This window comes from Roseovarius sp. (assembly GCF_040219995.1).
In the GTDB taxonomy this organism is placed as follows: Bacteria; Pseudomonadota; Alphaproteobacteria; order Rhodobacterales; family Rhodobacteraceae; genus Roseovarius.
The window spans coordinates 651948-677225 of record NZ_JAVJUC010000014.1; the positions used below are offsets into that span (position 1 = coordinate 651948).

Annotated in this window: 31 protein-coding genes and 1 tRNA gene; 13 read left to right on the top strand and 19 right to left on the bottom strand. The window is 61.1% G+C overall.

Translation table 11 applies throughout. From position 1 onward, the window contains the following. Nucleotides 1–246 precede the first annotated feature (246 nt). The 5 genes from RID11_RS07415 to pdxH all read right to left on the bottom strand — a co-directional run bounded on the left by RID11_RS07415 (nt 247) and on the right by pdxH (nt 2887). Nucleotides 247–1002 carry a hypothetical protein gene (locus RID11_RS07415; RefSeq protein ID WP_350137114.1) on the bottom strand — a complete coding sequence of 252 codons (756 nt, stop codon included), beginning with the start codon at nt 1000–1002 and terminating at the stop codon, nt 247–249. An 18-nt stretch (nt 1003–1020) separates the two neighbouring features. Beyond that, nucleotides 1021–1097: transfer RNA gene (locus RID11_RS07420), tRNA-Pro, on the bottom strand. A gap of 67 nt (nt 1098–1164) precedes the next feature. Beyond that, on the bottom strand, nt 1165–1659 hold the full coding sequence (locus RID11_RS07425) for a DUF192 domain-containing protein (protein WP_350137116.1): 495 nt from the start codon (nt 1657–1659) through the stop codon (nt 1165–1167). Further along, nucleotides 1626–2162, bottom strand: coding sequence for a cold-shock protein (locus tag RID11_RS07430; protein ID WP_350137118.1), 537 nt, complete (start codon nt 2160–2162; stop codon nt 1626–1628). Before RID11_RS07430 ends, RID11_RS07425 begins: the two co-directional genes overlap by 34 nt. Nucleotides 2163–2284: 122 nt before the next feature. Beyond that, a complete protein-coding gene (pdxH, locus tag RID11_RS07435; protein ID WP_350137120.1) occupies nt 2285–2887 on the bottom strand; it encodes a pyridoxamine 5'-phosphate oxidase in 603 nt (200 codons plus the stop codon). A 151-nt stretch (nt 2888–3038) separates the two neighbouring features. On the opposite strand from pdxH, the gene fabI reads away from it, so the two are divergent. From fabI to RID11_RS07470, 7 genes are all read left to right on the top strand, one after another. Beyond that, nucleotides 3039–3845: an enoyl-ACP reductase FabI gene (gene fabI / locus RID11_RS07440; RefSeq protein WP_350137122.1), complete on the top strand. Its 807-nt coding sequence runs from the start codon at nt 3039–3041 to the stop codon at nt 3843–3845. Between the two features lie 12 nt (nt 3846–3857). Next, nucleotides 3858–4463 carry a LysE family translocator gene (locus tag RID11_RS07445; RefSeq protein WP_350137125.1) on the top strand — a complete coding sequence of 202 codons (606 nt, stop codon included), beginning with the start codon at nt 3858–3860 and terminating at the stop codon, nt 4461–4463. A 5-nt stretch (nt 4464–4468) separates the two neighbouring features. Further along, nucleotides 4469–4966, top strand: a complete 498-nt coding sequence (gene gpt / locus RID11_RS07450) for a xanthine phosphoribosyltransferase (protein ID WP_350137127.1) — start codon at nt 4469–4471, stop codon at nt 4964–4966. Between the two features lie 96 nt (nt 4967–5062). After that, on the top strand, nt 5063–6901 hold the full coding sequence (locus RID11_RS07455) for a peptidyl-prolyl cis-trans isomerase (protein WP_350137129.1): 1839 nt from the start codon (nt 5063–5065) through the stop codon (nt 6899–6901). A 12-nt stretch (nt 6902–6913) separates the two neighbouring features. Further along, nucleotides 6914–8425, top strand: coding sequence for an anthranilate synthase component I (trpE, locus tag RID11_RS07460; protein WP_350137131.1), 1512 nt, complete (start codon nt 6914–6916; stop codon nt 8423–8425). Between the two features lie 97 nt (nt 8426–8522). Continuing rightward, nucleotides 8523–9137 carry a rhodanese-like domain-containing protein gene (locus RID11_RS07465; RefSeq protein WP_350137133.1) on the top strand — a complete coding sequence of 205 codons (615 nt, stop codon included), beginning with the start codon at nt 8523–8525 and terminating at the stop codon, nt 9135–9137. A 38-nt stretch (nt 9138–9175) separates the two neighbouring features. Further along, on the top strand, nt 9176–9721 hold the full coding sequence (locus RID11_RS07470) for a pseudouridine synthase (RefSeq protein WP_350137134.1): 546 nt from the start codon (nt 9176–9178) through the stop codon (nt 9719–9721). A 49-nt stretch (nt 9722–9770) separates the two neighbouring features. On the opposite strand, the gene RID11_RS07475 is transcribed toward RID11_RS07470, so the two are convergent. From RID11_RS07475 to RID11_RS07510, 8 genes are all read right to left on the bottom strand, one after another. After that, nucleotides 9771–9995, bottom strand: a complete 225-nt coding sequence (locus tag RID11_RS07475) for a hypothetical protein (RefSeq protein WP_350137137.1) — start codon at nt 9993–9995, stop codon at nt 9771–9773. A 63-nt stretch (nt 9996–10058) separates the two neighbouring features. Next, complete coding sequence (locus RID11_RS07480; protein WP_350137140.1) at nt 10059–10325, bottom strand: amphi-Trp domain-containing protein; 267 nt, start codon at nt 10323–10325, stop codon at nt 10059–10061. Then, complete coding sequence (locus RID11_RS07485; protein ID WP_350137142.1) at nt 10322–11680, bottom strand: metallophosphoesterase; 1359 nt, start codon at nt 11678–11680, stop codon at nt 10322–10324. Before RID11_RS07485 ends, RID11_RS07480 begins: the two co-directional genes overlap by 4 nt. 13 nt (nt 11681–11693) lie before the next feature. After that, nucleotides 11694–12392: a histidine phosphatase family protein gene (locus RID11_RS07490; RefSeq protein ID WP_350137144.1), complete on the bottom strand. Its 699-nt coding sequence runs from the start codon at nt 12390–12392 to the stop codon at nt 11694–11696. After that, the gene (locus RID11_RS07495; RefSeq protein WP_350137146.1) at nt 12389–13483 is read right to left on the bottom strand and encodes an HprK-related kinase B; all 1095 of its coding nucleotides are present in this window, start codon (nt 13481–13483) and stop codon (nt 12389–12391) included. Before RID11_RS07495 ends, RID11_RS07490 begins: the two co-directional genes overlap by 4 nt. Beyond that, a complete protein-coding gene (locus RID11_RS07500; RefSeq protein WP_350137148.1) occupies nt 13480–14361 on the bottom strand; it encodes a GAK system ATP-grasp enzyme in 882 nt (293 codons plus the stop codon). Before RID11_RS07500 ends, RID11_RS07495 begins: the two co-directional genes overlap by 4 nt. Then, nucleotides 14354–15985 carry a phosphotransferase gene (locus RID11_RS07505; RefSeq protein WP_350137150.1) on the bottom strand — a complete coding sequence of 544 codons (1632 nt, stop codon included), beginning with the start codon at nt 15983–15985 and terminating at the stop codon, nt 14354–14356. The genes RID11_RS07500 and RID11_RS07505 overlap by 8 nt, the downstream gene beginning before the upstream one ends. Next, on the bottom strand, nt 15978–16439 hold the full coding sequence (locus RID11_RS07510; protein ID WP_350137152.1) for an NUDIX domain-containing protein: 462 nt from the start codon (nt 16437–16439) through the stop codon (nt 15978–15980). The genes RID11_RS07505 and RID11_RS07510 overlap by 8 nt, the downstream gene beginning before the upstream one ends. Nucleotides 16440–16492: 53 nt before the next feature. On the opposite strand from RID11_RS07510, the gene RID11_RS07515 reads away from it, so the two are divergent. Both RID11_RS07515 and RID11_RS07520 read left to right on the top strand, forming a co-directional pair. Beyond that, complete coding sequence (locus tag RID11_RS07515; RefSeq protein WP_350137155.1) at nt 16493–17689, top strand: GAK system CofD-like protein; 1197 nt, start codon at nt 16493–16495, stop codon at nt 17687–17689. Between the two features lie 32 nt (nt 17690–17721). Beyond that, nucleotides 17722–18648, top strand: coding sequence for an NUDIX domain-containing protein (locus RID11_RS07520; protein WP_350137157.1), 927 nt, complete (start codon nt 17722–17724; stop codon nt 18646–18648). On the opposite strand, the gene RID11_RS07525 is transcribed toward RID11_RS07520, so the two are convergent. Then, the gene (locus tag RID11_RS07525; RefSeq protein WP_350137160.1) at nt 18649–18846 is read right to left on the bottom strand and encodes a hypothetical protein; all 198 of its coding nucleotides are present in this window, start codon (nt 18844–18846) and stop codon (nt 18649–18651) included. It abuts the gene before it with no gap. 191 nt (nt 18847–19037) lie between these two features. Here RID11_RS07525 and RID11_RS07530 point away from each other — a divergent pair, with 191 nt between their 5' ends. From RID11_RS07530 to RID11_RS07545, 4 genes are read left to right on the top strand one after another with little or no spacing between them, the layout of a single operon-like run. Then, nucleotides 19038–19226, top strand: coding sequence for a hypothetical protein (locus RID11_RS07530; RefSeq protein WP_350137161.1), 189 nt, complete (start codon nt 19038–19040; stop codon nt 19224–19226). 40 nt (nt 19227–19266) lie between these two features. Then, on the top strand, nt 19267–20754 hold the full coding sequence (locus RID11_RS07535) for a CHAD domain-containing protein (protein ID WP_350137163.1): 1488 nt from the start codon (nt 19267–19269) through the stop codon (nt 20752–20754). A 2-nt stretch (nt 20755–20756) separates the two neighbouring features. After that, the gene (locus RID11_RS07540) at nt 20757–21506 is read left to right on the top strand and encodes a ParA family protein (RefSeq protein ID WP_350137165.1); all 750 of its coding nucleotides are present in this window, start codon (nt 20757–20759) and stop codon (nt 21504–21506) included. Beyond that, complete coding sequence (locus RID11_RS07545) at nt 21503–21994, top strand: CYTH domain-containing protein (RefSeq protein WP_350137168.1); 492 nt, start codon at nt 21503–21505, stop codon at nt 21992–21994. Before RID11_RS07540 ends, RID11_RS07545 begins: the two co-directional genes overlap by 4 nt. A 545-nt stretch (nt 21995–22539) precedes the next feature. On the opposite strand, the gene RID11_RS07550 is transcribed toward RID11_RS07545, so the two are convergent. From RID11_RS07550 to RID11_RS07570, 5 genes are all read right to left on the bottom strand, one after another. Beyond that, nucleotides 22540–22779, bottom strand: coding sequence for a hypothetical protein (locus RID11_RS07550; protein ID WP_350137169.1), 240 nt, complete (start codon nt 22777–22779; stop codon nt 22540–22542). A 9-nt stretch (nt 22780–22788) separates the two neighbouring features. Continuing rightward, nucleotides 22789–23508 carry a hypothetical protein gene (locus RID11_RS07555; RefSeq protein WP_350137172.1) on the bottom strand — a complete coding sequence of 240 codons (720 nt, stop codon included), beginning with the start codon at nt 23506–23508 and terminating at the stop codon, nt 22789–22791. A gap of 163 nt (nt 23509–23671) precedes the next feature. Further along, nucleotides 23672–24178, bottom strand: coding sequence for an SMI1/KNR4 family protein (locus tag RID11_RS07560; protein WP_350137175.1), 507 nt, complete (start codon nt 24176–24178; stop codon nt 23672–23674). Between the two features lie 33 nt (nt 24179–24211). Continuing rightward, nucleotides 24212–24595 carry a hypothetical protein gene (locus RID11_RS07565; protein WP_350137177.1) on the bottom strand — a complete coding sequence of 128 codons (384 nt, stop codon included), beginning with the start codon at nt 24593–24595 and terminating at the stop codon, nt 24212–24214. Then, on the bottom strand, nt 24567–25244 hold the full coding sequence (locus RID11_RS07570) for a hypothetical protein (RefSeq protein ID WP_350137179.1): 678 nt from the start codon (nt 25242–25244) through the stop codon (nt 24567–24569). Before RID11_RS07570 ends, RID11_RS07565 begins: the two co-directional genes overlap by 29 nt. Between the last annotated feature and the right edge of the window lie 34 nt (nt 25245–25278).

The window sequence follows — 25278 nt, forward strand, 5'->3', positions numbered from 1 at the left end:
CAGGCAGTCTTGCTGGCGCGGCGAAAACTGCACGCGGCAAAGAAGCCTTGCGATCATCGCGATTTAGCGCGCAAAGCTGGCAGATCGGTTGAAGTCGCGAGACCGCACAGGGCCGGTGTGGGGGGCAGAACCATGCTGCAACCGCAACATGTTGCCGATCGGCCCGGCCTGTCTACATCTTGTGCAGAAAAGTGGTCGGGGCGGCGAGATTCGAACTCACGACCCCCTGTACCCAAAACTTGGGCCTCATGAACTGAAACAGGCAGGGCGGTTCACCTCTATAAGATCTGACATCCCTGTGCCCATATTTCTCCAAACTTCATTTCGAGAGCCATGCGCAACAGGATGAGGCGCGAACATGTATTGCACGCCTTCACGCGCAGTATCACACCATCCATCACCACGGCTGTTCCAATTGGACAGTTTCACACCGGCGATCCATGGCCAATGGCATGAAAACTCGGGGCTCTTACCATAAAACACGACCACTCTTGGACGATGGTCCGCAATCAATTGGCGAAGAGCCGTGGCGCGCTTAACGGCGAAGTGTGCGAAGTAAAGGCTCCTGGACCAAAGCTCGGGAACATCGGTCCAGCCACCATAGGGCCACGAAGCCGCGCTTTTCTTTGGAAGGGGCATGAGTTCAACAACGCATGTAGAAGAGTTCTCGCGCCCCAAAATGGACTTCTGAAAGGCTCGCACTCCTTCTCGCGTTGGTGCGTCACCCTCCGCAGCCATCTGAAAGTAAATGAGTTTTTCCCAAGTTGGTTGGATGCTTACACGTTTCTTACTGGTCAGATTCTCAAAGACCATTGCCTCGTGATAGCCTGCAAGATCTTCAAGCTGTCTCCGACCGCGCAAGTCCCAAGTCTCGAGGCGCTTTCGGATATTTTCTTCACCCCCGCCACCTTCCTCCATGCCGATAAACCAGATGGGTGCGGTAAGGTCTCCGTAACCGAAAAACCTGTCAGCGAAGGAAAGGAGGAGTTCAGAATCCAGCACGTTCTACTCCTCCAATGGTGGTCGGGGCGGCGAGATTCGAACTCACGACCCCCTGTACCCAAAACAGGTGCGCTACCAGACTGCGCCACGCCCCGGACCACGGGGCCGTGTCTAGCGCCGAAGCGCGGGCTTGAAAAGCGCAAAACGCGGGATTGCGCGGTCTTAGTTGTTTTCGGCGCAAGGCCAGGCGGCGACGTCCTGATTGATCGACGGATGGCGCAGTTGCCAGCCCTCGGCAATACCGATCTTACGCGCGAGTCCACCGTTGATCTCGAGCACGCTCTGAATGTCGTTGCCGCCGAAGATCGGCGTCTCGTCATGCGGCGTGGCTTTGTGATGCACCTTTTGCACGGTGCCGCTGGCGTCGAGAAAGATCATGTCGAGCGGGATCAGGGTGTTCTTCATCCAGAACGCAACGCGCTTGGGCTGCGGGTAGACGAACAGCATGCCCGCGCTTGGCGAGAGGGTTTCACGGTTCATCAGGCCCTGCGCGCGCTCGGCCGCATCATCGGCCAATTCGGCGCGAAATCTGACCATTCCGGCATCACTGCGCAAGAGGACCGCATCTTCGCGGCAGGGTTCCGCCACAGCCGTGCCCGCCCACAGGGCGAGCACCGCAATTTTTATAAGTCCGAAGACTTGGCTGCCGCTTCCCATCCACACACCTCAGTTGCCATACGCCCTCTTTTACCATCAATGACGCGAATGGCCAGCGCTTCTCCGGGCTGGACATCCGCCAGCCCCGAACGGCGCAACACCTCAATGTGAACGAACACGTCCTCGTCGGAGCCAAAGGTATTGGCAAAGCCGAATCCCTTGCCCTTGTCGAACCATTTGACGCGCGCAGGCTGTAGCGGGGCCGAGCGTATCTCGTCCATGTCGAACTCTTGCAGGTCGCTCAGACCGGTCAGTTCAAGATCGTCCGGTGCCTCGATCGCATGCACTTCGACGGCCTGATGGCCGCGCTCCGTCTCCTGCACATCCAACTCAACCCCTGCGCGATCAGCAACAGAGCTTTGGCCAAAGTTGCGAAGCACATTGGCATGGAGCAGAATATCAGGACCACCCTCATCGGCAACCACGAACCCGAATCCCTTTACGGGATCAAACCATTTAACACGTCCTTTTACTCGGCGAATATCGTCTTCGTTTCTTGTCACAGTGTCCTACCTAACAGCCTTCATCCCCAAGACCGTGCCTAGACTTGCGCTATATTCACCCCCGCATGCAAGCCAAAAATATTATTTATTAACAACGTATTACATTTCACGTAACGTGAAATTCACGGGTTCAGGCGCTGCACATTCCAGCTTTCCCCAGCCTTTTCCCGACGCCAGACGAAGCGGTCATGCAGGCGAAATGCCCCGTCTGCCCAAAACTCAATCTCAACGGGGGCGATTCTGAAACCTCCCCAAAAGGGGGGGCGCGGCGGATTGGGGCCCTTTCGAGCGGTCACTTTCGCAACTTCAGCCATCAGCGTTGCGCGTGAATCCAGTGGTCTGGATTGCTCGGACGCCCATGCGCCAAGACGACTTTTGAGCGAACGCGATGCGTAATACTCGTCCGCCTTTGGCCCTTCCTCGCGGGTGACACGCCCGCGCAGCCGGATCTGTCGCCGCAGCGTTTTCCAGTGCAGAACCATCGCCGCCTGCGGGTTCACGTCGAGTTCCTGCCCCTTGGCCGACCCGTAGTTCGTGTAGAAAACAAAGCTGCTGTCGTCGATTTCCTTGAGCAGGACCATCCGCACGTTGGGCAGGCCATCGGCATCCGCCGTGGCCAGCGCAACCGCATTGGGATCATTGATTTCGCTGGCTTCTGCCTCGCTCAGCCATTGTCGCGCGATCACGAACGGGTCGTCGCCTGCGAATATTCCGTCTCGTTCCATGTGGGAGCCGTCCTGTCAGTCAAATAGCATGAACTGAGCAGTTTAGCTCATTTCACGAATTTTGACAGCCATGACGTGATGGCGACCAGCCCTTGATGCAATCCCACCGATCGCCTAAAGGTCAAAAAAATCGTTGTGGCGGGGGCTGGGAATGTCGAACACTCTGATGGCGGGAAAACGCGGGCTGATCATGGGCCTCGCCAATGACAAGTCGATTGCATGGGGCATTGCGCGCGCCTGTGCTGAGGCCGGTGCTGAACTGGCGTTCAGCTATCAGGGCGATGCGCTCAAGAAACGGGTCACGCCACTGGCGGCGCAGCTGGGATCAGACATCGTGCTGCCCTGTGACGTGGCCGACATGAATTCGATCGATCAGCTCTTCACCGACCTTGGTGAGCATTGGGACGGACTCGATTTCGTGGTCCATGCCATCGGCTTTTCCGACAAGAGCGAATTGCGCGGCCGCTATGTGGATACCAGCCGCGACAATTTCCTGATGACGATGGACATCTCGGTCTATTCTTTCACAGCCGTGATGCAGCGCGCTGAAAAGATGATGGGCCCAGACAGTTCAGCCCTGACGCTCACCTATTACGGGGCCGAACAGGTGATGCCGCATTACAACGTGATGGGCGTGGCCAAGGCGGCGCTTGAGGCGTCGGTGAAATACATGGCCGAGGATCTGGGCAAGGACGGTATCCGCGTCAACGCGATCAGCGCCGGCCCGATCCGGACACTGGCAGCCAGCGGCATCGGCGATTTCCGTTATATCCTGAAGTGGAACGAGCTGAACTCGCCGCTGCGTCGTAACGTGACCATCGACGATGTGGGCCGCTCGGCGCTCTACCTGCTCAGCGATCTGGGGTCGGGCGTCACCGGCGAGACGCTGCATGTCGATGCGGGCTATCACGTCGTGGGCATGAAAGCCGTCGACGCCCCCGACATCGACGCGACCTGAGCGCGCGGGCCGATGACTACGCTGGACCTTGCTGCCTTTAACGCGGTGCTGGCCGCCGCGATTCTGAGCCCCGGCCCGGCGCTTCTCTTTGCGCTGCGCACGGCATTGGCGGATGGGCGCGGCGCGGGCATTGCGGCGGGTCTGGGCCTTGGTCTGGTCGCGGCACTCTGGACGCTGGCGGCATTGCTGGGACTTGAGGCGCTGTTCACGCTCTTCCCATGGGCCTATACCACGCTCAAGGTCGGCGGTGCGCTCTATCTGATTTTTATCGCGTGGGGCACATGGCGCGCGGCGCGCGCGCCTGTGTCTGATGCCCCGCAAAAGCCGCGCGGGCGGGCGTTTCTCGACGGGGCGCTGATCAACCTCGGCAATCCCAAATCGGTGCTTTTCGCCGCGTCGGTGCTGGTGGTCATCTTTCCAAAGGGGCTGACGGCCACGGAAATCGCGCTGATCACGGTCAACCACATGATGGTGGAGTGGCTGTTTTACGCGGGCTTTGCCACATTGCTGAGCGGGGCCCCTGCCCGCCGCGCCTATCTGGGCGCGAAACCATGGATCGACCGGGCGGCAGCGCTGATGCTGGGCGCGCTCGGCCTCAAACTCTTGACTGACAGGTAATCGCCATGACCGACCGTCTTCCGCATGAAAAAGGCTTTCACGTCAGCTGGGACCAGTTGCACCGCGATGCGCGGGCCCTGGCGTGGCGCTTGCAGGGCGAGGCACCCGAGGGGGGCTGGCGCGCGGTGGTGGCGATCACACGGGGCGGCATGGCACCCGCGATGATCGTCGCGCGCGAACTCGATATCCGCACGGTCGATACGATCAGCGTGAAATCCTACAACCACCAGACCCAGAGCGAGCCGGTGGTGATCAAGTCGCCGGACATGGAGATCATGGGCGACGGCGCGGGGGTGTTGATCGTGGATGACCTTGTAGACACCGGCCGCACACTGGAGGTGGTGCGGCGGCACCTGCCGCACGCGCATGTCGCCACGGTCTATGCCAAGCCGATGGGGCGTGCGCAGGTCGAGACCTTCATCACCGAGGTGAGTCAGGATACGTGGATCTTCTTTCCCTGGGACATGGCGCTGCAATATGTGGAGCCTTACCGGGGCGTGTGACGGCGGGGCCTGGACCGGGGTCTTGCCCCGTCCCGGCGCAACGCGTAGACAACTGCAACGACACGCGTTTTCAACACGGGCTGACAGGGGGCCGAGATGGCGGGCAAGGGCATATCCAAGGGTGCGATGTGGGTGCTGATGGGGCTTCTCATCATCGGGCTGGGGGGGTTTGGCGTCACCAACCTGTCGGGCAATGTGCGCAGCGTCGGTTCGGTCGGTGATGCGGAGATCGACGTCAACACCTATGCCCGCGCGCTGCAGAACGAGATCAGGGCGCTGGAGGCGCAGCGCGACGAGAGCGTCAGCTTTGCGCAGGCGCGCGCCGCCGGTGTCGATCAGCAGGTTCTGGGGCAGCTTGTATCGCGCGCAGCGCTGGAACATGAAACCGCGCGGCTGGGCATCTCGGTCGGCGACGCCACCCTGCGCGACGAGATCCTCGCGATGTCGGCGTTCAGCGGCCTCGATGGCAGTTTCGACCGCGAGGCCTATTCCTTTGCCTTGCAACAGGCCGGGCTGAACGAGGCGGAGTTCGAGGAGAACATCCGCGCCGAGACCGCCGCGACCCTGCTACAGGCCGCCGCCGTGGCCGGTACGCAGGTGCCGCCCGCCTATATGGACGCGATGATGACCTATCTCGGCGAGCGTCGCAGCCTCGCCTTTGCCACGCTCGACCGCAGCGATCTGGCAACCGGCCTGCCGGTGCCGTCCGAGGAAGACCTGCGCAGCTATCACCAGAGCCACCTGCCCGATTTCACCACGCCCGAGACCAAATCTATCACCTATGCCTGGGTCACGCCCGAAATGATCGTCGATACGGTCGAGGTGCCCGAAGATGCGCTGCGCCGCGCCTATGAAGAGCGCTCGGCCGAGTTCAATCAGCCGGAACGCCGTCTGGTGGAGCGTCTGGTCTATTCCGACCCGGAGCGCGCCGAGCGCGCGATGACGCGTCTCGACGATGGTGTGCTCTTCGAGATGCTGGTCGCCGAGCGCGGGTTGGAGATGGCCGATGTCGACATGGGCGATGTCAGCCCCGATGATCTGGGCGTGGCGGCGGAGGCGGTTTTTGCCGCTGATTCCGGTGAGGTCGTAGGCCCGATCGAGACCAGCCTGGGCCCTGCCCTGTTTCGGATCAACGGTGTGCTTGCGGCGCAGGTCACGTCGTTTGACGAGGCCAAGGCGCAACTGCGCGAGACACTCGCCCGTGACCGCGCCGGTCGCGTGATCGACACGATGAGCGAGCGGGTCAATGATCTGCTGGCCGGTGGTGCCACGCTTGAAGATGTGTCGCGCGAAACCGAACTAGAGCTTGGTGAGATCGACTGGCATCCCGACCTTGCCGAGGGGATCGCGGGCTATGCCGCCTTCCGCAACGCCGCCGAGGCGGTGCAGGAGGGCGATTACCCGGCGGTCGAGCGCACCGAGGATGACGGCATCTTTGCCCTGCGTCTCGACGGAATCGAGGAGCCGCGCATTCAACCGCTTGACGATGTGCGCGAGGCTGTGCGGCAGGGCTGGCGGGAAGAGGCCACGGTCAAGGCGCTTGCCGAACAGGTCGCGCCGCAATTGGCGGACTTGCGCGACGGGGCCAGCTTTGACGATCTTGGCCTTGAGGCCAACGAGATCACCGACATGACCCGTCGGGATTACCGCGCCGATGCGCCGCCTGAATTCATCGAGCAGGTGTTTGCCATGGAGGAAGGCGAGGTACAGGTGATCGAGGGTGTGGGTCGCATATTCCTGCTGCGGCTGGACGCGATCGCGCCCCCCGCCGAGGATGACGAGGACATGGCCCGTTTGCGCCGCGCGCTGCGCGATCAGGTGGCCGGTGATTTCGGGCAGGATATCTTTCAGCTCCTTGCCGACGACATCCGCGCCCGGGCCGGGGTCGAGCTTGATCAAGCGGCGCTGAATGCCGTGCATGCCAATTTCAACTAAGGACGGCACCGCGTGGACCTGACCCCTTCGTTCGACGAGTTTGCCCGCGCCTATGAGGCGGGACAGAATCAGGTCGTGCATACCCGCCTTGCCGCCGATCTGGATACGCCGGTGTCGCTGATGCTCAAGCTGACGGGGGCCGCGCGCGATGCCTTCATGCTCGAGTCGGTCACCGGGGGCGAGGTGCGCGGGCGCTATTCGATCATCGGCATGAAGCCTGACCTGATCTGGCAGTGTCACGGGACGTCGAGCCGTATCAACCGCGCCGCGCGCTTTGACAGTGATGCCTATGAGGATCAGGACGGCGACCCGCTCAGCAATCTGCGCGCGCTGATTGCCGAGAGCCGCATCGACCTGCCCGAGGATCTGCCTGCCGCAAGCGCGGGGCTCTTTGGCTACCTTGGCTATGACATGATCCGGCTGGTCGAGCATCTGCCCGATGTGCCGACCGACACGCTGAACCTGCCCGATGCCGTCATGCTGCGCCCCTCGGTGGTGGCGGTGCTCGACGGGGTCAAGGGTGAGGTGATCGTGGTCGCCCCCGCCTGGGTCAGCAGCGGCCAATCGGCGCGCGCCGCTTATGCGCAGGCCGCCGAGCGGGTGATGGACGCGGTGCGCGATCTCGAACGCGCGCTGCCGCAGGCGAGCCGCAACCTCGGCGAAGCGCATGAGGACGCAGCACCGGTGTCGAATTTCACCCGCGATGGCTATAAGGCTGCGGTCGAGAAAGCCAAGGATTATATCCGCGCGGGCGATATCTTTCAGGTCGTCCCGTCGCAGCGTTGGTCGCAACCGTTCCGGCAGCCTCCATTCGCGCTTTACCGCTCGTTGCGCCGCACCAATCCGTCGCCGTTCATGTTCTATTTTAACTTTGGCGGGTTTCAGGTTGTCGGTGCCTCGCCCGAGATCCTGGTGCGGGTGTTCGGCAATCAGGTCACCATCCGCCCGATTGCGGGCACCCGGCCGCGCGGTGCCACGCCCGAGGAGGACCGCGCGCTAGAGGCCGACCTGCTGGGCGATCAAAAGGAACTGGCCGAGCATCTCATGCTGCTTGATCTGGGCCGCAACGACGCGGGCCGCGTGAGCCGGATCGGCACCGTGCGCCCGACCGAGGAATTCATCATCGAACGCTACAGTCACGTTATGCATATCGTGTCGAACGTGGTGGGCGAGTTGGCCGAGGATCAGGATGCGCTGTCGGCGCTTCTGGCGGGGCTGCCTGCCGGTACCGTGTCGGGCGCGCCCAAGGTGCGCGCGATGGAGATCATCGACGAGCTGGAGCCCGAGAAGCGCGGCGTCTATGGCGGCGGCGTCGGCTATTTCAGCGCCGGGGGCGACATGGATGTCTGCATCGCCCTGCGCACGGCGGTGGTGAAGGACGACACGCTTTATATTCAGGCCGGGGGCGGTGTCGTGCATGACAGTGACCCGGAGGCGGAATATATGGAAACGGTCCATAAATCCAACGCGATCCGGCGCGCGGCGGCGGATGCGGCGCGGTTTGGCGGTGACGGCAACCTCTGAGCCGCATTTGATTCAGGTCAATGCGGGGCGGAGTGCGCGAGCGTATTCCTCGCCTATCATATTCCACATCTGGAATATATCTATAGGAGGAATCGCAATGAGCTACTTCACTCGTGTCGCCGCCCCCGCCCTTGTGGCACTGAGCCTCGCGCTCGCACCGCATTCGGGCGTGGCGGAAACGCTCACCCTGCAAGATCCGGTCGCCGTCGAGAGCCTGAGCAAGAGCAAGCAGACCAAGCCCGGTCTCTACATCACCGCCGCCGAGGCGGGGCGTGTGCTTGAAGACAAGGCCAACGTGGCACTGATCGACGTGCGCACGCCCTCGGAGACGATGCTGATCGGCTATCCGGTGGCTGCCGCCGCGAACATCCCGTCGAAACTCATTGACCCGGACCTTGAGTTCAACGCCAAGAAAGGCGTCTACATGATGGTGGACAACCCCACATTCGTGGCGGAAATGCAGGCTTGGCTGGCCAGCGATGCGGCCGCGGGTATCGACACATTGATGATCATGTGCCGCTCGGGTTCGCGCAGTGCGGCGGCAATCGGCAAGCTGGTCGAGGCCGGTGTCGATGTCACGCTCTACAACGTGGTGGACGGGTTCGAGGGTGACAAGAACGACACCGGCGTGCGCGCCGTGAATGGCTGGCGCAATGCAGGTCTGCCCTGGACCTACAAGGTGCGTGAGGGGCTGTGGCCGGGCCATAACTGAGGCTTGCGGCGGGGCTGCCTCTTGGGGCATCAGAGGCCATGGCCCGCCTGATCCTCTTCAACAAACCTTACGGGGTGCTGTCGCAATTCACCGACAAGGGCAATGGCGACAGCCCCCGTGCGACGCTGTCGGATCATATCGACCTGCCCGGGGTCTACCCCGCCGGGCGGCTGGACCGCGACAGCGAGGGGCTGTTGCTGCTGACTGACGATGGCAAGTTGCAGGCGCGCATCGCCTCGCCCCGGTTCAAGACCGAGAAAACCTATCTGGTGCAGGTGGAGGGCGCGCCCGAGGACGCCGCCCTCGTCGCGCTGCGCCGTGGCGTGACCCTTAAGGACGGGCAAACGCGGCCCGCGCGGGTGCGTCGCATAGAACCGCCCGAGTTGTGGCCGCGCACGCCACCGGTGCGCTTTCGCAAATCGGTGCCGGATTGCTGGCTGGAGATCACCATATCAGAAGGCCGCAACCGGCAGGTGCGACGGATGACCGCTCATGTCGGGCACCCGACCCTGCGCCTCGTGCGGTGGCGGATCGGCGATTGGACGCTCGACGGTCTCGACCCCGGCGCGTGGCGCGAGGGCTGAACGGGTTCAGTATCTGCCGATATCGAAATTCGATATTTTGTTCAGCAGCTTACCCACTTTTTCGATCGCCTTGGAATTTGACGGTATAGCGGTTGCCGCGCCCGCCGGAATAGGGCGGCAGATATCCCGGACTGGCGTAATCACCGCTGGACCGGGCCGGATGGATCACGCGAGCGCCGCCCGGAAGGCGGGCCGTCATGCCCGGCACCGAGGGCAGGAGCGCCTTGCTGCCATTGACGGGAAATCCGATGGTGCCGTGAGCACCGTTGCGCATCTTGCAGCAATTTCGATGGGCGGATGGCAAAGGCAGATCGAATGGGTGAGGTCAAATCCCCGCTCACCTGATCTGCGGTGCGCTCTTGCTTTCAGTTTCGCTGTCTTCGGTCCATGAAATGCGCAGATCAACCCGGCAGGCACCGTCCGAGCGGTCGGCCTTGATGCGCAGGGTCATCAATCCCTCGACCGGCAGAACCAGATCCTTGTCGCCATCGCTGAGCGTGATTTCGCCCGCTCCGATCCCCTTTGTCAGCGCCGCAAGCAGCGCCTTTATCGTCTTGCGGTCCTGCAGGGATTCGTGTCGGAACTTGCCGTCGGGCTGGCTCATGCCATGGCCTCGTTCCAAGACGGTCGCTCGGGGTGGAAATGCTTGGCGGCGGGGTAGTCGGAACTGAGCCCGACGATATCGCCCGAGGGATGGATCAACGTGGCCCCTGTGCCGATCCCCGGCAGCCCTTCCAACAGGCGCGAGGCGCGGTCGAGGGTCACGTCGCCCTCCAGATGCAAGAGGCCGCGCTTGGCCAGCAGGCGCTGCCCCCGATGATTGTTGACATGTCCCTGCACGACCATTTTGACCCCCTGCGCGTGAAGTGTCCGCACCCCCGTCCCTGAGAGATGCTTGTCGGTGTCACGATACTTGGTGCGGACCAGATTGGCCACCGGACCAAAGTAGAAGGCGAAGGGATCTTGTCGCGCCTCGGCGCGGAAACGGGCATTGACGGCACCCGCGCCGCCCTCTGCCAGAAGCGCGCACATCGCATCGTCGAGCCCGGCATGCACGAAGAGAAGCGATCCGGATTGATGGATCATGTCCATCCGCGCGTAGAACCACGCATAGGGCCCGTCAGGATCAAGGAACAACGCCCGGCACATCAGGGCCGCAGCGTAAACCATGCGCATCGTCATACCCGCCTTGGCGATCTCGCTGTCGAACTGATCCTGCTTGCTGCGCAGGCGGGTCAATTCCTTGGCGATGGCCTTCTGCGACAGATGCGCAGCGGCACGGCCCGGAAAGCGCGCCTCCCAGTCGGTGCCGGGGAAGATGCGGGTCCGGCAGGTGGCCTCGTCGGGCAGGTCCGCCATCAGATCGGCCGCCGGGAACCTGTCCCAGACCTCGCGCAGCAGCGGCACGGTCTTGCGCCCCATCCGTACGAAGAGATGTTCGGTCAGCGGACAGCGCGGCCCGGTCAGGGCCTGCACCGCCAGCATGAAGCGCAGATCGTGATTGCCGGCCAGCAGATGCACCTCCGCGCCGCTGGCAAAGAGTGCTGCCAGCGCGTCGAGCATATCAAGGTTGCTCGGCCCCTTGTCGAGGCAATCGCCCCCCACCACGATACGCGCGCGCTGGCCAAATCCGGTGAGGATAAAGTCGCGTGGACCTCGGTCGATACGCCGGATCGTGCCCGCCGCCGCCAGCGACCGCAGAAAGCTCTCGGCATCGGCATGAGGGTCGGAAATGAAGACAACGGGCCGCTCCGGCCAATGCCAACGGCCATGGGCCGCCGCGGTCCTCAGGCTGTGGTGCATGTCGCGCAGGCAGGTCTGTGTTCCGCCACCGGAATGAGACTCGGACACCGGCCACGCGGCACATTCGCGGGGCAGCCCTTCGAAATCGCAAAAAGCATTGAAAACCGGTGGCAGCAAGGTGTCTCCGCCCTGCCGCATCGCGTCCTGATCAGACAATTCAGACGATCCTTCAGTCCAGTGCGGTGTCCTGACGGGCACGCATTTTCCACGCACCGCCGGAATGGATCCATGTATCATTGCCTTTGTAACACAAAAGTAACGGCCGCGCATGATACATGCTGAATTGTGAGATTTCGTCGAGGCTCAGGATGCCAAGGTCATGCGCCGCATGGCGGAAGGCCGCGCCATGGCCGAAAACTAGCGTCAGCGTCGGCGTCTTGGTGGCGCTGTCTTGCGCCACCGCCCGGCGCAGCCATCCCGCCACCCGCGCGCCCGCATCGCGCATCGACTCGGCGCCTTGAAGGGGCAAGCGGTAGTCCCTGTCGGCCTTCCAGCCCGGCGGAGGCGCATCAAAACGCGGATCGTCGCGCAGGGCCGCCTCGATCTCGTGCAGGGTAAGGTTGGCGGCGCTGCCCAGGGCACGTTCCGACAGGTCCGGGGTCTGTTCGATCCGTGTGACATGGCCTTTTGACGCCAGCACCGCTGCCGCGTCATGCGCGGTTTGCCATGCGCGCAATTGCAGCGAGCAATAGCAGGCCGGATCAAGCTGCCAGCCGTTCTCGGCCAGACGCTGCGCGATCTCTTCCCCGCAGGCCCGGGCCTGTTCGTGGCCCGTCTCGGTCAGCGGGAAGGGTTGCAGCGCGCTCGGCGTGTCGGGGCGCTGGCGGTAATCCCCGTGGCGAATTAGGGCGATGTAACGCCCGGTCACGCAGGGGCCCCCAACAGGCGGCGGCCCTTGTCAAAAAGCGCATCGAAATCGATCCGCCCGGTCACTTCGCTTACCCGGACATTGCGCAGCGCCGCCAGATACCCCTCGCAGGCGAGCGGCGTCTGATCGGTCTGAAACCGGCCCGAGGCATCCGCGTAGAATGGCCCGGCGCTCTTCATGATCGCGCCGAGCAGATCGGGGCGATCTGCCAGGGTCACATCGGATATGGCCGTCGGCTGTGCGCTGTCCCGCTGCCAGTTCAGAACCCAGAAATCGGTCAGCGGGGCGGATATTCGCAACCGCCCGGCACCGTAGATCTCGGGCACGATCAGATCATGTTTCTCTTCCAGATGCCAAAGATCGTCGGGCGGCATAGCTGCCAGTTCGGCCAACCGCGCGGGCGTCAGGAGCGGGTGCAGACGCGTGTTATGCAGGATGGTGCCGGGGTTGATCCGGGGATGCTTGGGAATGCCAAGCGCCGTCGGCACCGGCGCACCGCCGCGCACCATCAGCCGGTCATTTGTGACGAAGGCCGTGCCGGGCAGGTCCATCATCCGCAGAACCGATGTTGATTTTCCGCCGCCCGAGAGGCCTGCGATGGCCAGCGTGCGCGCGCCATTGGTTACTGCCGCCGCGTGGCAGATCTGCCAGCCGTCGCGCAGGCACGCATTCAGCACTTGCGTATTGATGAAATTGATCACCTGATTGGCATTGGCCCCCACCGGACCGAAGGCCACTTGCGCATCGCGCGATTGCACAAAGGTGACGCCGGTGCGCCGTTTGAAGATCAGACGCCCGTCGCGCAAGTCATGGATGGCATCCTTGCGCCCGGTCTTGCCGGGTTCGCGCGCCCAGTCCGCCCAATCGGGTGCCGGATCGAGCGACTGGCCCTCCAGAATGTCGATCTCGATGGCGTCCGGTGCATCCTCTGACAGGACATCGGCGAAATAGGCGGCGAGTTCCGCGCACAAGGCGCCGACGCAGCGCAGGCGCAGCCGAACCGGGCCAATTGACACTGCCAAGGGCGCGACGGCGGTCAGGGCCGAGCGATCAAGACGCGCCAGAACGTCGGCAACGGTCGTGATGGTCATTGCGTGACCTCCGCGATCACGTGGTCGGTCACGATGGCGGCCGCATCCAGCCCGCAGCCCTCCTTGACGCCGCGATAGCCACCAAAGGCCGATACCTCGAAGACAATCGGGCCATCCTCGGTCAGCGCGACGTCGACGGTGGTGAAAGTCAGGCCAAAGGGCGCCTGCGCCCGATGCGCAAGGTCGATCAGCGCCGCATCCGGCGCGTAAGCTGCGTATTTGCCGCCGCTATGGATGGTCGTGTTCCACGTATCCGACGCCGAAACGCGCGCATAGGTGCACAGATACGTGCCATTCAGGAACACCATGCCCAGATCCTGGCCCGACAGGTCGCGTTTCTCCTGAATATACATGACCGGGTTCTCCGCAGCAAAATCGGCGATCTGCGCCGCCGCCTCGGGGCCGGTCTCGATCACGCACATGCCGCGCGCCTTGGTGGAATAGAGCGGCTTGAACACTGCGCTGCCATAGGCCGCGACCGCAGCTTCGGCCTGGGCCAGATCCTCGGTAACAAGCGTGCGCGGCATCGGGATATCCGCGAGCCGCAGCGACACGGTGCAGGCCAGCCGGTCGATGAGTCGCAGGATTGCCTCGGGCCGCGAGAAGACCCGCACACCGCGCGCCTCGGCCACCCGCAGCAGTTCCAGCCGGTCGAGCACATGGGGGCTGTAGATTTCGCTGATCTTCTTGATGATGAGCGCGTCGTAGCTGCACAGGTCTTCGCCCGCATGCATCAGGGCGCCGGTGTCGAGATCGAGCGCCACGGCCCCCATGTCGATCACCCGGCGAAAGCCGGTGCGCGCCTCGACCGCGTCGGCCAGCGCCTCGGTCGACCATTTCCCCGGGATGCCGATCACCCCGATCTTCAATTCAGTCACGGAACAACTCCTTGATCGGCAGTTTAAGCCGGTTTTCCTTGCCCGGCGGACAGGCCAGGGCAGCCTCCAGCACGAAGCGTGCGCGCACCATCATGCGCCGGGCATGCGATTTGTCGAAGACGAAACGCGTCGAACTGGCAAAGCTGCGCGCAAGGCCAAGTGCCAGCCGATACTCGAAACTCTTGTCCTTTTGCGCCCGGGCAAATTTCGCCGCCAGCGCATGCACGGTCGCGGCGACCTGCACCACCCGCCGCCGCGTCTCCGCATCATGTACCTGCAGCCGGTAATTCGACACCATGAACACCGACACGTCCTGCACGTAATCCATGAAGCGTGAACGGTGCAGGTCGATGAAGTGGATCTTGCCCTCGCTGGCATCGAATATCACGTTGTCGAGATTGAAATCACCGTGGATATGCACCGAGAAGGGCGCGGTCAGGGCCTTTTCACGCGCCATCGCGCGATGCACCAGTGCCTCGAACCCCGCCACCTCCAGGCCGCCGATACGGGAGGGGGCGATGTCGAATTCGGGGTGGACGCGGTAGACATCCGGCAGCCGTTTCAAGAGCTGCTTCATGGAGGCCATGTCGGCGGGCTCCTCCGTCCGGGTCCGTTTCCAGACATTCCGCAGTGTCTTGGCCAGCGCCGCCTCGGCCTGCGCAAGCACGGCATCGCTTTCCCCAAGCAAGATCTGCTCGAAGGTCTGGCCGTGCAGGTATTCGATCAGCAGCGCAGCCGAATCGCCATTCTTCTGGTAGGACAGGATCTTGGGTGCGAGGCCGGGATAGATCGAATCCCACCGCTTCACCCCTGCCCGTTCCTCGCGCACCTTGCCGGCCTCGCCATCCTTGAAGACCGCATCGAACCCGTCACTGGCTGCGTCCTTGCTGCGCAGGCCCGAGATCGTGCTGCCGGAGCGGGTCTCGGCCAGCGGTTTCAGTTCCATATCCCCGGAATTTCCCGTTGCCAGCACGTTGCGCAACGAGACATAGCGGTCGAAATGCACCGATTGCCCGATGCTGGCCGACAGGATCGCCTCGCTGATGCCTTGCAGCGCGTCCCCCATGCGGCGGATCTCATTGGCTGCGAGCAGGGCATTGGACAGATCCTCGGTGTGCTTCGACTGACGCATATCACGGGTATAGGTCTGAAAGAGCCGATCATAGAGCATGCCAAGATCGGCCTTGGCGTGCCCGATCTTTACCGCCATGTCGTTGTCGCGGGCCTCCATCGCAGGCAGGATCGCCTTGATCCGCTTGCGCACGCGCTTGATGACCTTGGGATAGGCATTGGGCCGCAGCAGGGCTTTGCGATCCACGTCTTCGGCATGTTCAAGGCTGCGCCGCGCCATGCGGGCGATCAGATCGAGATTGCGCGCGACCAGAGCCGCGTTGTGCAACTGCACCTGCGTCTCGCGGGTGGGTTTTCTGGAGGATAGCCCGCGCAGTGCTGCGCTCTGCACCCGTGACCAGAGATTGTAGGAATAGCCCGCGCGCTGGATCACCTTTTGCGCGGTGATCGGGTCGGGGGCCTCGAAATAGGCTTCGAGGTTGGACAATTGCCCGTCCAGTTCGGCACAAAGGAAATGCAGGTTCTCGCCAACACCGCGCGGCAGTCTAGCCATTGCAGAGCCCCAGATAGACCGGCCCGTCCAGCTGTCCGAGGCCCGGGCCAAAGGCGGGCGACAGCCGAGAAACGGCCTCGTCCAGCGGCACCCATGCGGTGGCGATCTGCGACGGGTCGGGATGGGCCCCGAGTTGCGGCACGTAACCCTCAGGCAGATGGCAGGCAAAGAGCACGTCCAGTTGGTGTCGCATCCCGCCGGGCTTGTCGCGGAAGGTTTCGGCGACATGCAACAGGCGGTCCACGACCACGGTGGCGCCGATCTCTTCCTCGCATTCGCGGATCACGCATTCGGTCAGCGTCTCGCCCGGATCCTGCTTGCCGCCCGGTAACGACAGGTAGTCACCGCGCCCCGGTTTCGATTTCACCTGCACCAATACCTCCCGAGTCCGCAGGATCACCGCCCGCGCACAGGGGCGGATTTCCGCAAGAAAGCCATTCGACGTCGTGGTCATGGGTGGTAAAGGAGGTTTCAAACAGTTTTGTATCGCTGCGGGATAGTCAGGAGATGTATACAGTGTCAGACCTCCGGATTGCCCGCAACGTGGAATTTCCCGATACATTGCGCATCGCGCGCGCGCGAAGCCTGCCGAATCTCGGGCCGCGTCTGCTGTTTTTCTCGGGCGGCAGCGCCCTGAACGAAATTGCGCGGGTGCTGAAACTCTATACCCACAACTCGATCCACCTGATCACGCCTTTTGACAGCGGCGGCAGTTCGCAAGTGCTGCGCGACGCGTTCGAGATGCCAGCAGTGGGCGATCTGCGCAGCCGCCTGATGGCGCTGGCGGACGAGTCGGTGCTGGGACAGCCCGATATCTTCCGGCTCTTTTCCTACCGCTTTCCCAAGGTGGCATCACCGGCGGCCCTTGACGATGAATTCACGACCCTCATGGACGGGCGCCACCGGTTGATGAAGGCCGTCTCGCAACCCATGCGCAGCCTGATCCTGTCGCAACTCAAGGTCTTTGCGGCCAATCGGCCCACGGATTTCGACCTTACCGGGGCCAGCGTCGGCAACCTGATCCTTGCAGGCGGGTATCTCGGCCATGATCGCGCGTTGGAGCCAGTCCTGTTCCTGATGTCCAAGATGGTCGAGGTGCAGGGGATCGTGCGGGCCATCGTGGACCGCAACCTCGATATCGCGGCCGAGTTGCAGGATGGCACCGTGATCCCGACGCAGCGCTTGATCACCGGCAAGGAGGTGCCACCGATCACCTCGCCGATCCGCGAGGTTTTCCTGTCTGATGGCGGGGCGCGCCTGACGGACGAAGACGTGCCCCTGCCCAAACGAAACCGCAAGCTGATCGGGCAAGCGGATCTGATCTGCTACCCGCCGGGCAGCCTTTTCACCAGCCTGATCGCGAACCTATTGCCGAAAGGTGTCGGCCGCGCCGTCGCCGCACGCAACGTGCCCAAGATCTACCTGCCGAGTCTCGGATTCGATCCCGAATGCCACGGCATGACGCTGAGTGATCAGGTCTCGGCGATCCTGGCCGCGCTGATGGCCGATGCCGGTGCAGAGTGCCCGGTGACCGACCTGGTGAGCGTCATTCTGTGCGACAGCGATACCTTCGACGCGCAAGAGGCCAGCCGGTTGAAAACTCGCTTTGGCCTGACCGTCATGCCGCTGCCCCTTCGCAAGGCGGAAGATCCGTCGCGTTACGACCCAGAAAAGGTGTCTGAGGCGCTCATATCGTTAACATGATGGGGACTACGGCAACACGGGAGGATGACAAAATGACCATTCGTGAGATTGTATTGCTCTGCCATGGCAAGGCGAAAAAGGGAACGGATGACATCACGCGCCCGCTGAAATCCAAGTCCAAACGGCAGGCGCAGAAACTTGGCGCATGGATGCGGGAACAGGGTATCGTGCCGGATGTAAGCCTTGCGTCGCCAGCCGAGAGGGCCTTGGTCACGGCTCAAAAGGCCTTGAAGGCCGGGGGCTGGACCGCGCAGCATATCGTAACTGACCTGCGGCTTTACGAGGCGCCGGTTGCCGGTCACCTTGAAGCGTTGCGCGATCAGGCGTCGGCTCGGATGCTGTGCGTCGGTCACCCCAAGGCGCTCACGGATGTGTTGCGCCACCTCGCACCGGATGGTCCGGCGTTGGGTCATGGCACTCTTGCAAGGCTCAGCCTGTCAGATGGCGTTTTGCGGGCCGGTGCTGCGCGGGTCGAACAGGTGGTCGCCGCAGAGGACCTGCCCGACGGCTTTGCCTATCCCGGCCCCGGTGGCACCGAACGACGCGCGCGGCCCGCCTATTATTACACCCAATCCGCAGCCCTGCCCTACCGCCACCGCGGAGGCGTCTTAGAGGTATTGCTGATCACCTCCGGCAGCGGGCAGAAATGGGGGATCCCCAAGGGCATCTGCGAGCCGGGCCTGACCGCGCAAGCATCCGCTGCCCAGGAAGCACTGGAAGAGGCTGGGGTTGAGGGCAAAGTATATCCGAACAGTGTCGGACGCTACGAACTGGTCAAATGGGGCGCAACGTGCTCGGTCGATATCTATCCGATGGCCGTGACAAGGCTGTTGCCCGACAGCGAGCGGGACGAAAGCCATCGTCATCGGATGTGGCTTCCTCAGGACAAGGCCGCCGCGCGCGTGGATCATCCGGACCTTGCCCGGATCATCGCCAGCTTCACCGCGCCCACCGAATGATCAGACCGGATTCGTCAGCCGTTTCAACCACGCCATAATCGCCTGTCTGGAGGCGCCGAAAAACTCTGCGGTTTCCAGCGTGGTCTCTGTCACATCCTCGGGGCGCACCGGGCGCGGGCGATCCCGCCCGTACTGAATCCAGACATGACTGACCGCATCCGCGGCTTCAATTTCAGCGATAAAGAGGCGTTTTGCCATGGGCACCCTTTCAAGGCAACGACGAGGCGGGCCTGGCTGTTAGAACCGTCTCCGAGTGTATTCCAGACTGATTTGCGCGCAAATCAAAAAATTGTCGCATGTCTTTCGATACATGTGCAATCTCCGGAACATTCGGGTTGCGCCGGGATATTCTATGTGAAAAGTGACGTCATAACGTCATGAGGTCACGAATGTCGAAATCCAAAAAGAACACCACCAAGCCGGACAACGCCAAGGGCGACAAGAAGAAAAACACATCCCTTCGGCTGAACAGCAAGACCCTCAAGGCGCTCAAACTTCGCGCGATAGAGGACGAGACGAGCGTCCAGAAGATCATCGAAACGCTCGTCGAAAACTATGTCAACCAACCCGGAAAGTAGCTCTATGACCCGAAACGGCGACGCGCGCCTCCTTCTTCCTGTGGACGCAATCGACGACCTTTATGCCAGCCCCATCGGCAAGCTGGCGGCTGTGCTGACGCAGGCAGAGGAAACCGCGACCTTTACCCTTTACGACACGTTTGACCAATCCCTGCGCCGCGCGCGGCGGGTACTGATCGAATTCGATGACCGCCTGGAGCTGTGGGAGCCCGACGGCACGACCCTGTCGCAACAGGCAGAACACTGCGAACAATTTGTCGCCGACATGACCGACGGGCCGGTTAAACATGCTCTGTCGGACCTGCCAGCGTTGCGCCGCCTCATGGCGATCTGCACCGGGCAGATGCGCCTGTCGGACCTGGCATTGATGGATGACGAGGAAAAAACCCAGGCCCGCGCCAGCCTGTGCCTGCTCTACGCCGATGACGGTGCCAGCACAGCCGTTGCCACGCTGCAGGGCCTTCGCGGATACGACAAGGCGCTGGCGCAACTGGCTGATCGCACCCGCGCGTGCGGTGGCACACCGTTGGAGAAAGGCGATCTTCACGCGCAACTCCTGCCCGATCAGGCACCCTATGTTGCCAAGCCCGATATCGGTGTTGGCAAGACCGAAAAAACCTTCGATGCCGCGACCGATATCATCGCCGCCTATATCCCGGTCGCCCGGCAGAACGAGCCGGGGATCGTATCGGATATCGACACCGAATTCCTGCACGACTACCGCATCGCCCTGCGCAAGATCCGCTCGGTTCTGAGCCTGTTCAAGGGTGTCTACGCCGAGGATCAGACCCAGCAGCTGAAGGCCCGGTTCTCGGCTCTGATGGCGCCGACCGGACGGCTGCGCGATCTCGACGTTTACCTGTTGGAAAAGGGCGATTTCTACGCGCTCGTACCCGACAGCCTTCATGGTGGTCTGGACCGGATGTTCGCCATGTTCGCCGCCGAGCGGCAAGAGGCGCAAAAGAGCCTGTCCAGCCACCTGCGCAGCAAATCCTACGAGGCCGAGATCGGAAAACTCGCAAGGCTGTTCGACAGCCGCAAGAGGCTGAAGCGCGGCCCGAATGCGGACCTGCCCGCATATGATTTCGCCTGCAAGCTGATCTGGAAACGCTATCGCAAGATCTGCAAGATCGCGGCGGGCATCAATGCCGAGACCGAGGATGAAGAGGTTCACCAACTGCGCATCCATTGCAAGAAGCTGCGCTACCTGATGGAGTTCTTCGGGCCCGTGTTTCCGAAATCCGAGTTCAAGAGCCTGATCAAACCGCTCAAGCGCCTTCAGGACAATCTGGGTCTATTCAACGACTACTCGGTTCAGCAAGACAGCCTGCGGGAGTTTCTCAACGGACTGGAAACGCAGAACCGTGCCGAAGGTCTCGAGATCGCGCAAAGTGTCGGAGCCCTGATCGCCGTGCTGCACCAGCGCCAATTGACGGAGCGCGCCAAGGTCGTCGAAAGCTTTGCCCGCTTCAACAGCCGCGAAACGCAAAAAACCTTCCGCAACCTCTTTCACGGGGGAAAGGAGTGACCATGAAGATCATAGCCTGCTATTCGAACAAGGGCGGCGTCGGCAAGACCGCCACGGCGGTAAACCTCGCCTATGCCCTCGCGGCCGCCGGACAGCGCACACTGCTGTGCGATCTCGATCCGCAGGGCGCATCGAGCTATTACTTTCGCGTCAAACCGTCGAAAAAGTTGACCGAAGCCAAGTTTTTCAAGGACGTGGAGAAATTCACCAAGGCGATCCGGGGCAGCGATTTCGAAAGGCTCGACATCCTGCCCGCGAACATGACGTTTCGTGACTTTGACGTGTTCCTCGCGCGGATGCGCAACAGCCGCTCGCGGCTGAAAAAGGCGCTCAAGGGCGTGAAGAGCGATTATGACGTGGTCTTGCTGGATTGCCCGCCAAATATCTCGACACTCTCCGAGAACGTGTTTCGCTCGGCTGACGGGATCGTCGTGCCGGTGATCCCGACGACCCTGTCGCAGCGCACCTTCGAGCAGTTGGAAGAGTTCTTTCGTGCCAATGACCTGCCGCTGAAAAAGCTGCATGGTTTCTTTTCGATGGTGCAGGGCGTGAAATCCCTGCATGGCGAGACTGTCGACGAGATGAAAAAGGCGCATAAAAAGCGGTTGATGAAAGCGCAGATCCCCTTCGCCTCGGAAGTCGAGCGCATGGGCGTTCACCGCGCCCCGGTGATGGCAACATCCCCTAAAAGCGTCGCCGCGCAGTCCTATCAGGCGCTGCATGACGAGGTCATGGACAGGATCCGCGCATGAGCGACGCGACCGAGATCGAGCGGAAATTTCTCGTCGCCGTTTGCCCGGCGCTAGACGGTGTGACGTCCGAGGCGGTCCGGCAAGGCTATGTCACCGGCCCCGACGACAGCGTCGAAGTGCGCCTGCGCCAGAAGGGGTGCGGGTATTTCCTGACCGTGAAATCCGGCGGCACGGTGCAGCGCGCCGAGCATGAGACAGCGATCACCGCAGAGCAGTTCGAAACACTCTGGCCGGCCACGGCCGGTCGCCGGATCGAGAAGACCCGCTATACCGGCACCTTGCCGGATGGGCTGATTTTCGAGCTTGATATCTTTCGCGGCGCGCTCGCCCCGCTGATCCTGGTCGAGGTAGAGTTCACCACGCTCGACGCAGCAAACATGTTCACCGCGCCCGACTGGTTCGGAGCCGATGTCACCGCCGACAAACGGTTCAAGAACGGCGCTTTGGCGCATGCTTCGTTGGACTCGATGATCGGGGGTAACAGTTAACCAGTTGCGCTGCCACAGGCGAAATTGGATGGCCCATGCTCGAAACGGTAGTTACTTGAATCCAGCATCCAGTCCCGCACAGGCTGCGCTTTCGCCCATGCTTGTATCCTTCACGATTTCACCAGTCCACCTCATCCTCCGGATGGTGGCCCATGTGCGTGTCCGGTGAATCGAGTTTATGCCATGCACCAGTTTCCTCGACAAAAACCTCGTCTTCAGCAAATTCGTTTTCTCACAGCGTCCCCTCTGTCCTGATAAATTCGCCACTCCCGACCGCCCACCTCAACAGTTTCATCGGGAACATAAGGTCTCAAATGCCTGCCTTATGTCACTAGAGAGGTCTTTCAGTACCCCAACCATCATTCACCCTTCTGGATTCCCCGGTTTCGTGGGCAGTTATCTTAGATCGCTCCAAATATCTGGACATGATACCGGACGGCGTTTTGGTACTGCAAATTTATCCTGTATTTCTGCTGACGATCGCATCGGGTTTTCGCTTTTCGGTCAAAGGAAAACCAAACTGACGGAAATAATGGTCAAACTCATCAGCTCAAATTGTACTTCAGCAGTAGGTCGTAGTCGGTCATCTCGCCTGCATAGACAGCCGCGAAGTCTTCCTCTGCAATCTCGTATCTTTTGATCCCACCTGCAAGTTCGCCGGACATGTACTCGTAGAATACCTTGCCATCTACACGCTCAACTGACCATGTTGGTCCCGTCACGCGGTTTGGTTCACGCTTGATCGCAGATGTTTTAGGTACGATGACTTTTTTCCCAAATTTCATAACGATTCCCTAATCCAGAATTATCGGTGTGAAATCCACACCAGTAAAGTCCATGACAGCCTCAGCTTGCCCTCCGGATGTAAAGCCACCGGGCAACCAACGGTCGTTCGCACCGCCTTCATTTCCAGACGGAATACGAATGCTGTTGAAATCCTCGGCCTCAATGAGCACGGGTTCAAATCGTCCGCTTGTCAAATGACCGGGATCGAACCCTAACCCATCCTCCACGATTGAGAGATCGCCTCCTGCGTCTTTCACCATAGCCTCAAATTCGTTTTTTGGCATGACAGAACCGCCGGGCGGGCCCGCCGTATCGTAGTTTGCATCGCGGAATCGCACGGCACCATCGTCAAAACGCGCGAGATGCTCATCAATCTCGGCCTTCGTCATGTATGTTGACGGATCAGGTCGTTGCCCACGCGGTGTGTCCAGTATCTCCCTTATCTTTTCGTCCGAAAGTCCAGAAATCCGCCTCGGCGGCGCCACCTTGTCCTGCCGCACCACATGCGGCTCGGCGTTCTTCGTGCTTTTGCGCTGGATCCGGGTCATGCCGACGGCGAGGGTGTCGAGGAGGCGTCTTTGCAGGTCCGCCGCTGCGGCGCGCAGCTTCGCGGGGTAAACCGATCTGAACGCCCCCACCCGGGCAAGGCCGTCATCGATGATCCTGTTCCAGCCCCAGCTCAACCAGCCCTTCGACCGGGTCATGTAACTGACGACGCGGGTCAGCATGTCATCGAGCAGCCCAAGCGCGGTGTCGAGATGCTTGCCCGTCAGACCGGTGGCCAGATCACGGATCCAGCGATGCGCGTTGCCCTTCTCGAAGAAGTTGAAGACGTTTTGGAGTGTTCAGGTATGAGCTGCCCAAGGATAATAATAGCTTCACTCAGCAGAACTAAAAACCAAATGAAACGCGTTTCACACCACTCCCTATCGCGGCCTGGGCATCTTCTTCGACAATTTCCAATCCCGAGATAAATGAACCAACGCAGTCAGAAACCCTTGTCAACGCATCAAGACTGGTCTCGCCATTCTTGCTCTCATGATGCCAAAAGTATACAGCACCGTTGTCGGGAGCGAGGACAAACAAGTTCCCCAAACCATCATCAGCGAAGGGAATACACTTCCTGCCAATTCTGTCTTTGTACGAGAAATACTTATTGGGAATTCCATTCTTACCATTTGTGAGGCCAAAAACAACAAGCACAAGCTGACGACCGTTTTTATCAGGCAGTGGGTTCGCTTCCTCCACCGATATCCTGATCTCTTCTTCAAAAGTGAATGGGGTACCGCCTTGAGGTATAAATTGAATCAAGTCGGCGGGTATGGGATGCCCGATCAGGCGTTCAACCTCCTGTTTAGGCAGTACCCGTTCCCCTGACTGGAGGTCATAGGGCTTCAAATGAATGTCCGAGTTCAACTTTATCAAAGTGAATTATTTACTCATATACTGATCAACCAATGTTAGCCTAGCAAGATCTATCTTGCTTGCAAACCCGTTCCAATGAAACAAGGTTAAGATCGCCTCATCAATGGAAAAATCCACAACATCTGTAGTGACAACCTGCTTTTTCTTTCCTTGAAAACCAAACCCGAGATCGGTCTCATTTAATCTCTTGAGACTTACGGCCTGATCACAGGCGTTGCCCGACACTCCTGTTACGACATTCAGGAAGCCGGTCGCACGCAAAAGCTCTGATGCTGCCTTGTCCTGATAAATTCGCCACTCCCGACTGCCCACCTCAACGGTTTCATCGGGAACATAAGGTCCTAAAGCCTGCCTTATGTCACTAGAGAGGTCTTCCAGTACCCCAACCATCATTCACCCTTTCCAAGAATTCGAACTGTTGCGCGCCTCCGGAACCACCAAATATGGGGTTGACGGTACCTGTCCTCATTGGTGTACCAGTTGGTGGAGTAACATGAATGAGGTGCGTTGGCTCTGCCGGAAGCGCAAACTTATCTTGTATCTGAGTAGGCGTAAGTCCCGCAATATCGCTTTCTTTCATGACCCAACCACCTTTGGAACTATTCGTCCCATAAACGCGAACGAATTCCGCATTTCCATCAGATGTGAATTCGATAACATCAGTACCAGGCTTATGAGGCGGCTCATAGCCTTGGGGATACAAAGCGTTAACATCATTGGCTGATCGTCGCGTCCCATTCTCGACCAAACTGTCAATGCGGCGCGATTTTTCCGCAATACTTACAGGCGGCGCCATCTTCTTCTGCCGCACCACATGCGGCTCGGCGTTCTTCGTGGCTTTGCGCTGGATCCGGGTCATGCCGACGGCGAGGGTGTCGAGGAGGCGTCTTTGCAGGTCCGCCGCCGCGGCGCGCAGCTTCGCAGGGTAAACCGATCTGAACGCCCCCACCCGGGCAAGGCCGTCATCGATGATCCTGTTCCAGCCCCAGCTCAACCAGCCCTTTGACCGGGTCATGTAACTGACGACGCGGGTCAGCATGTCATCGAGCAGCCCAAGCGCGGTGTCGAGATGC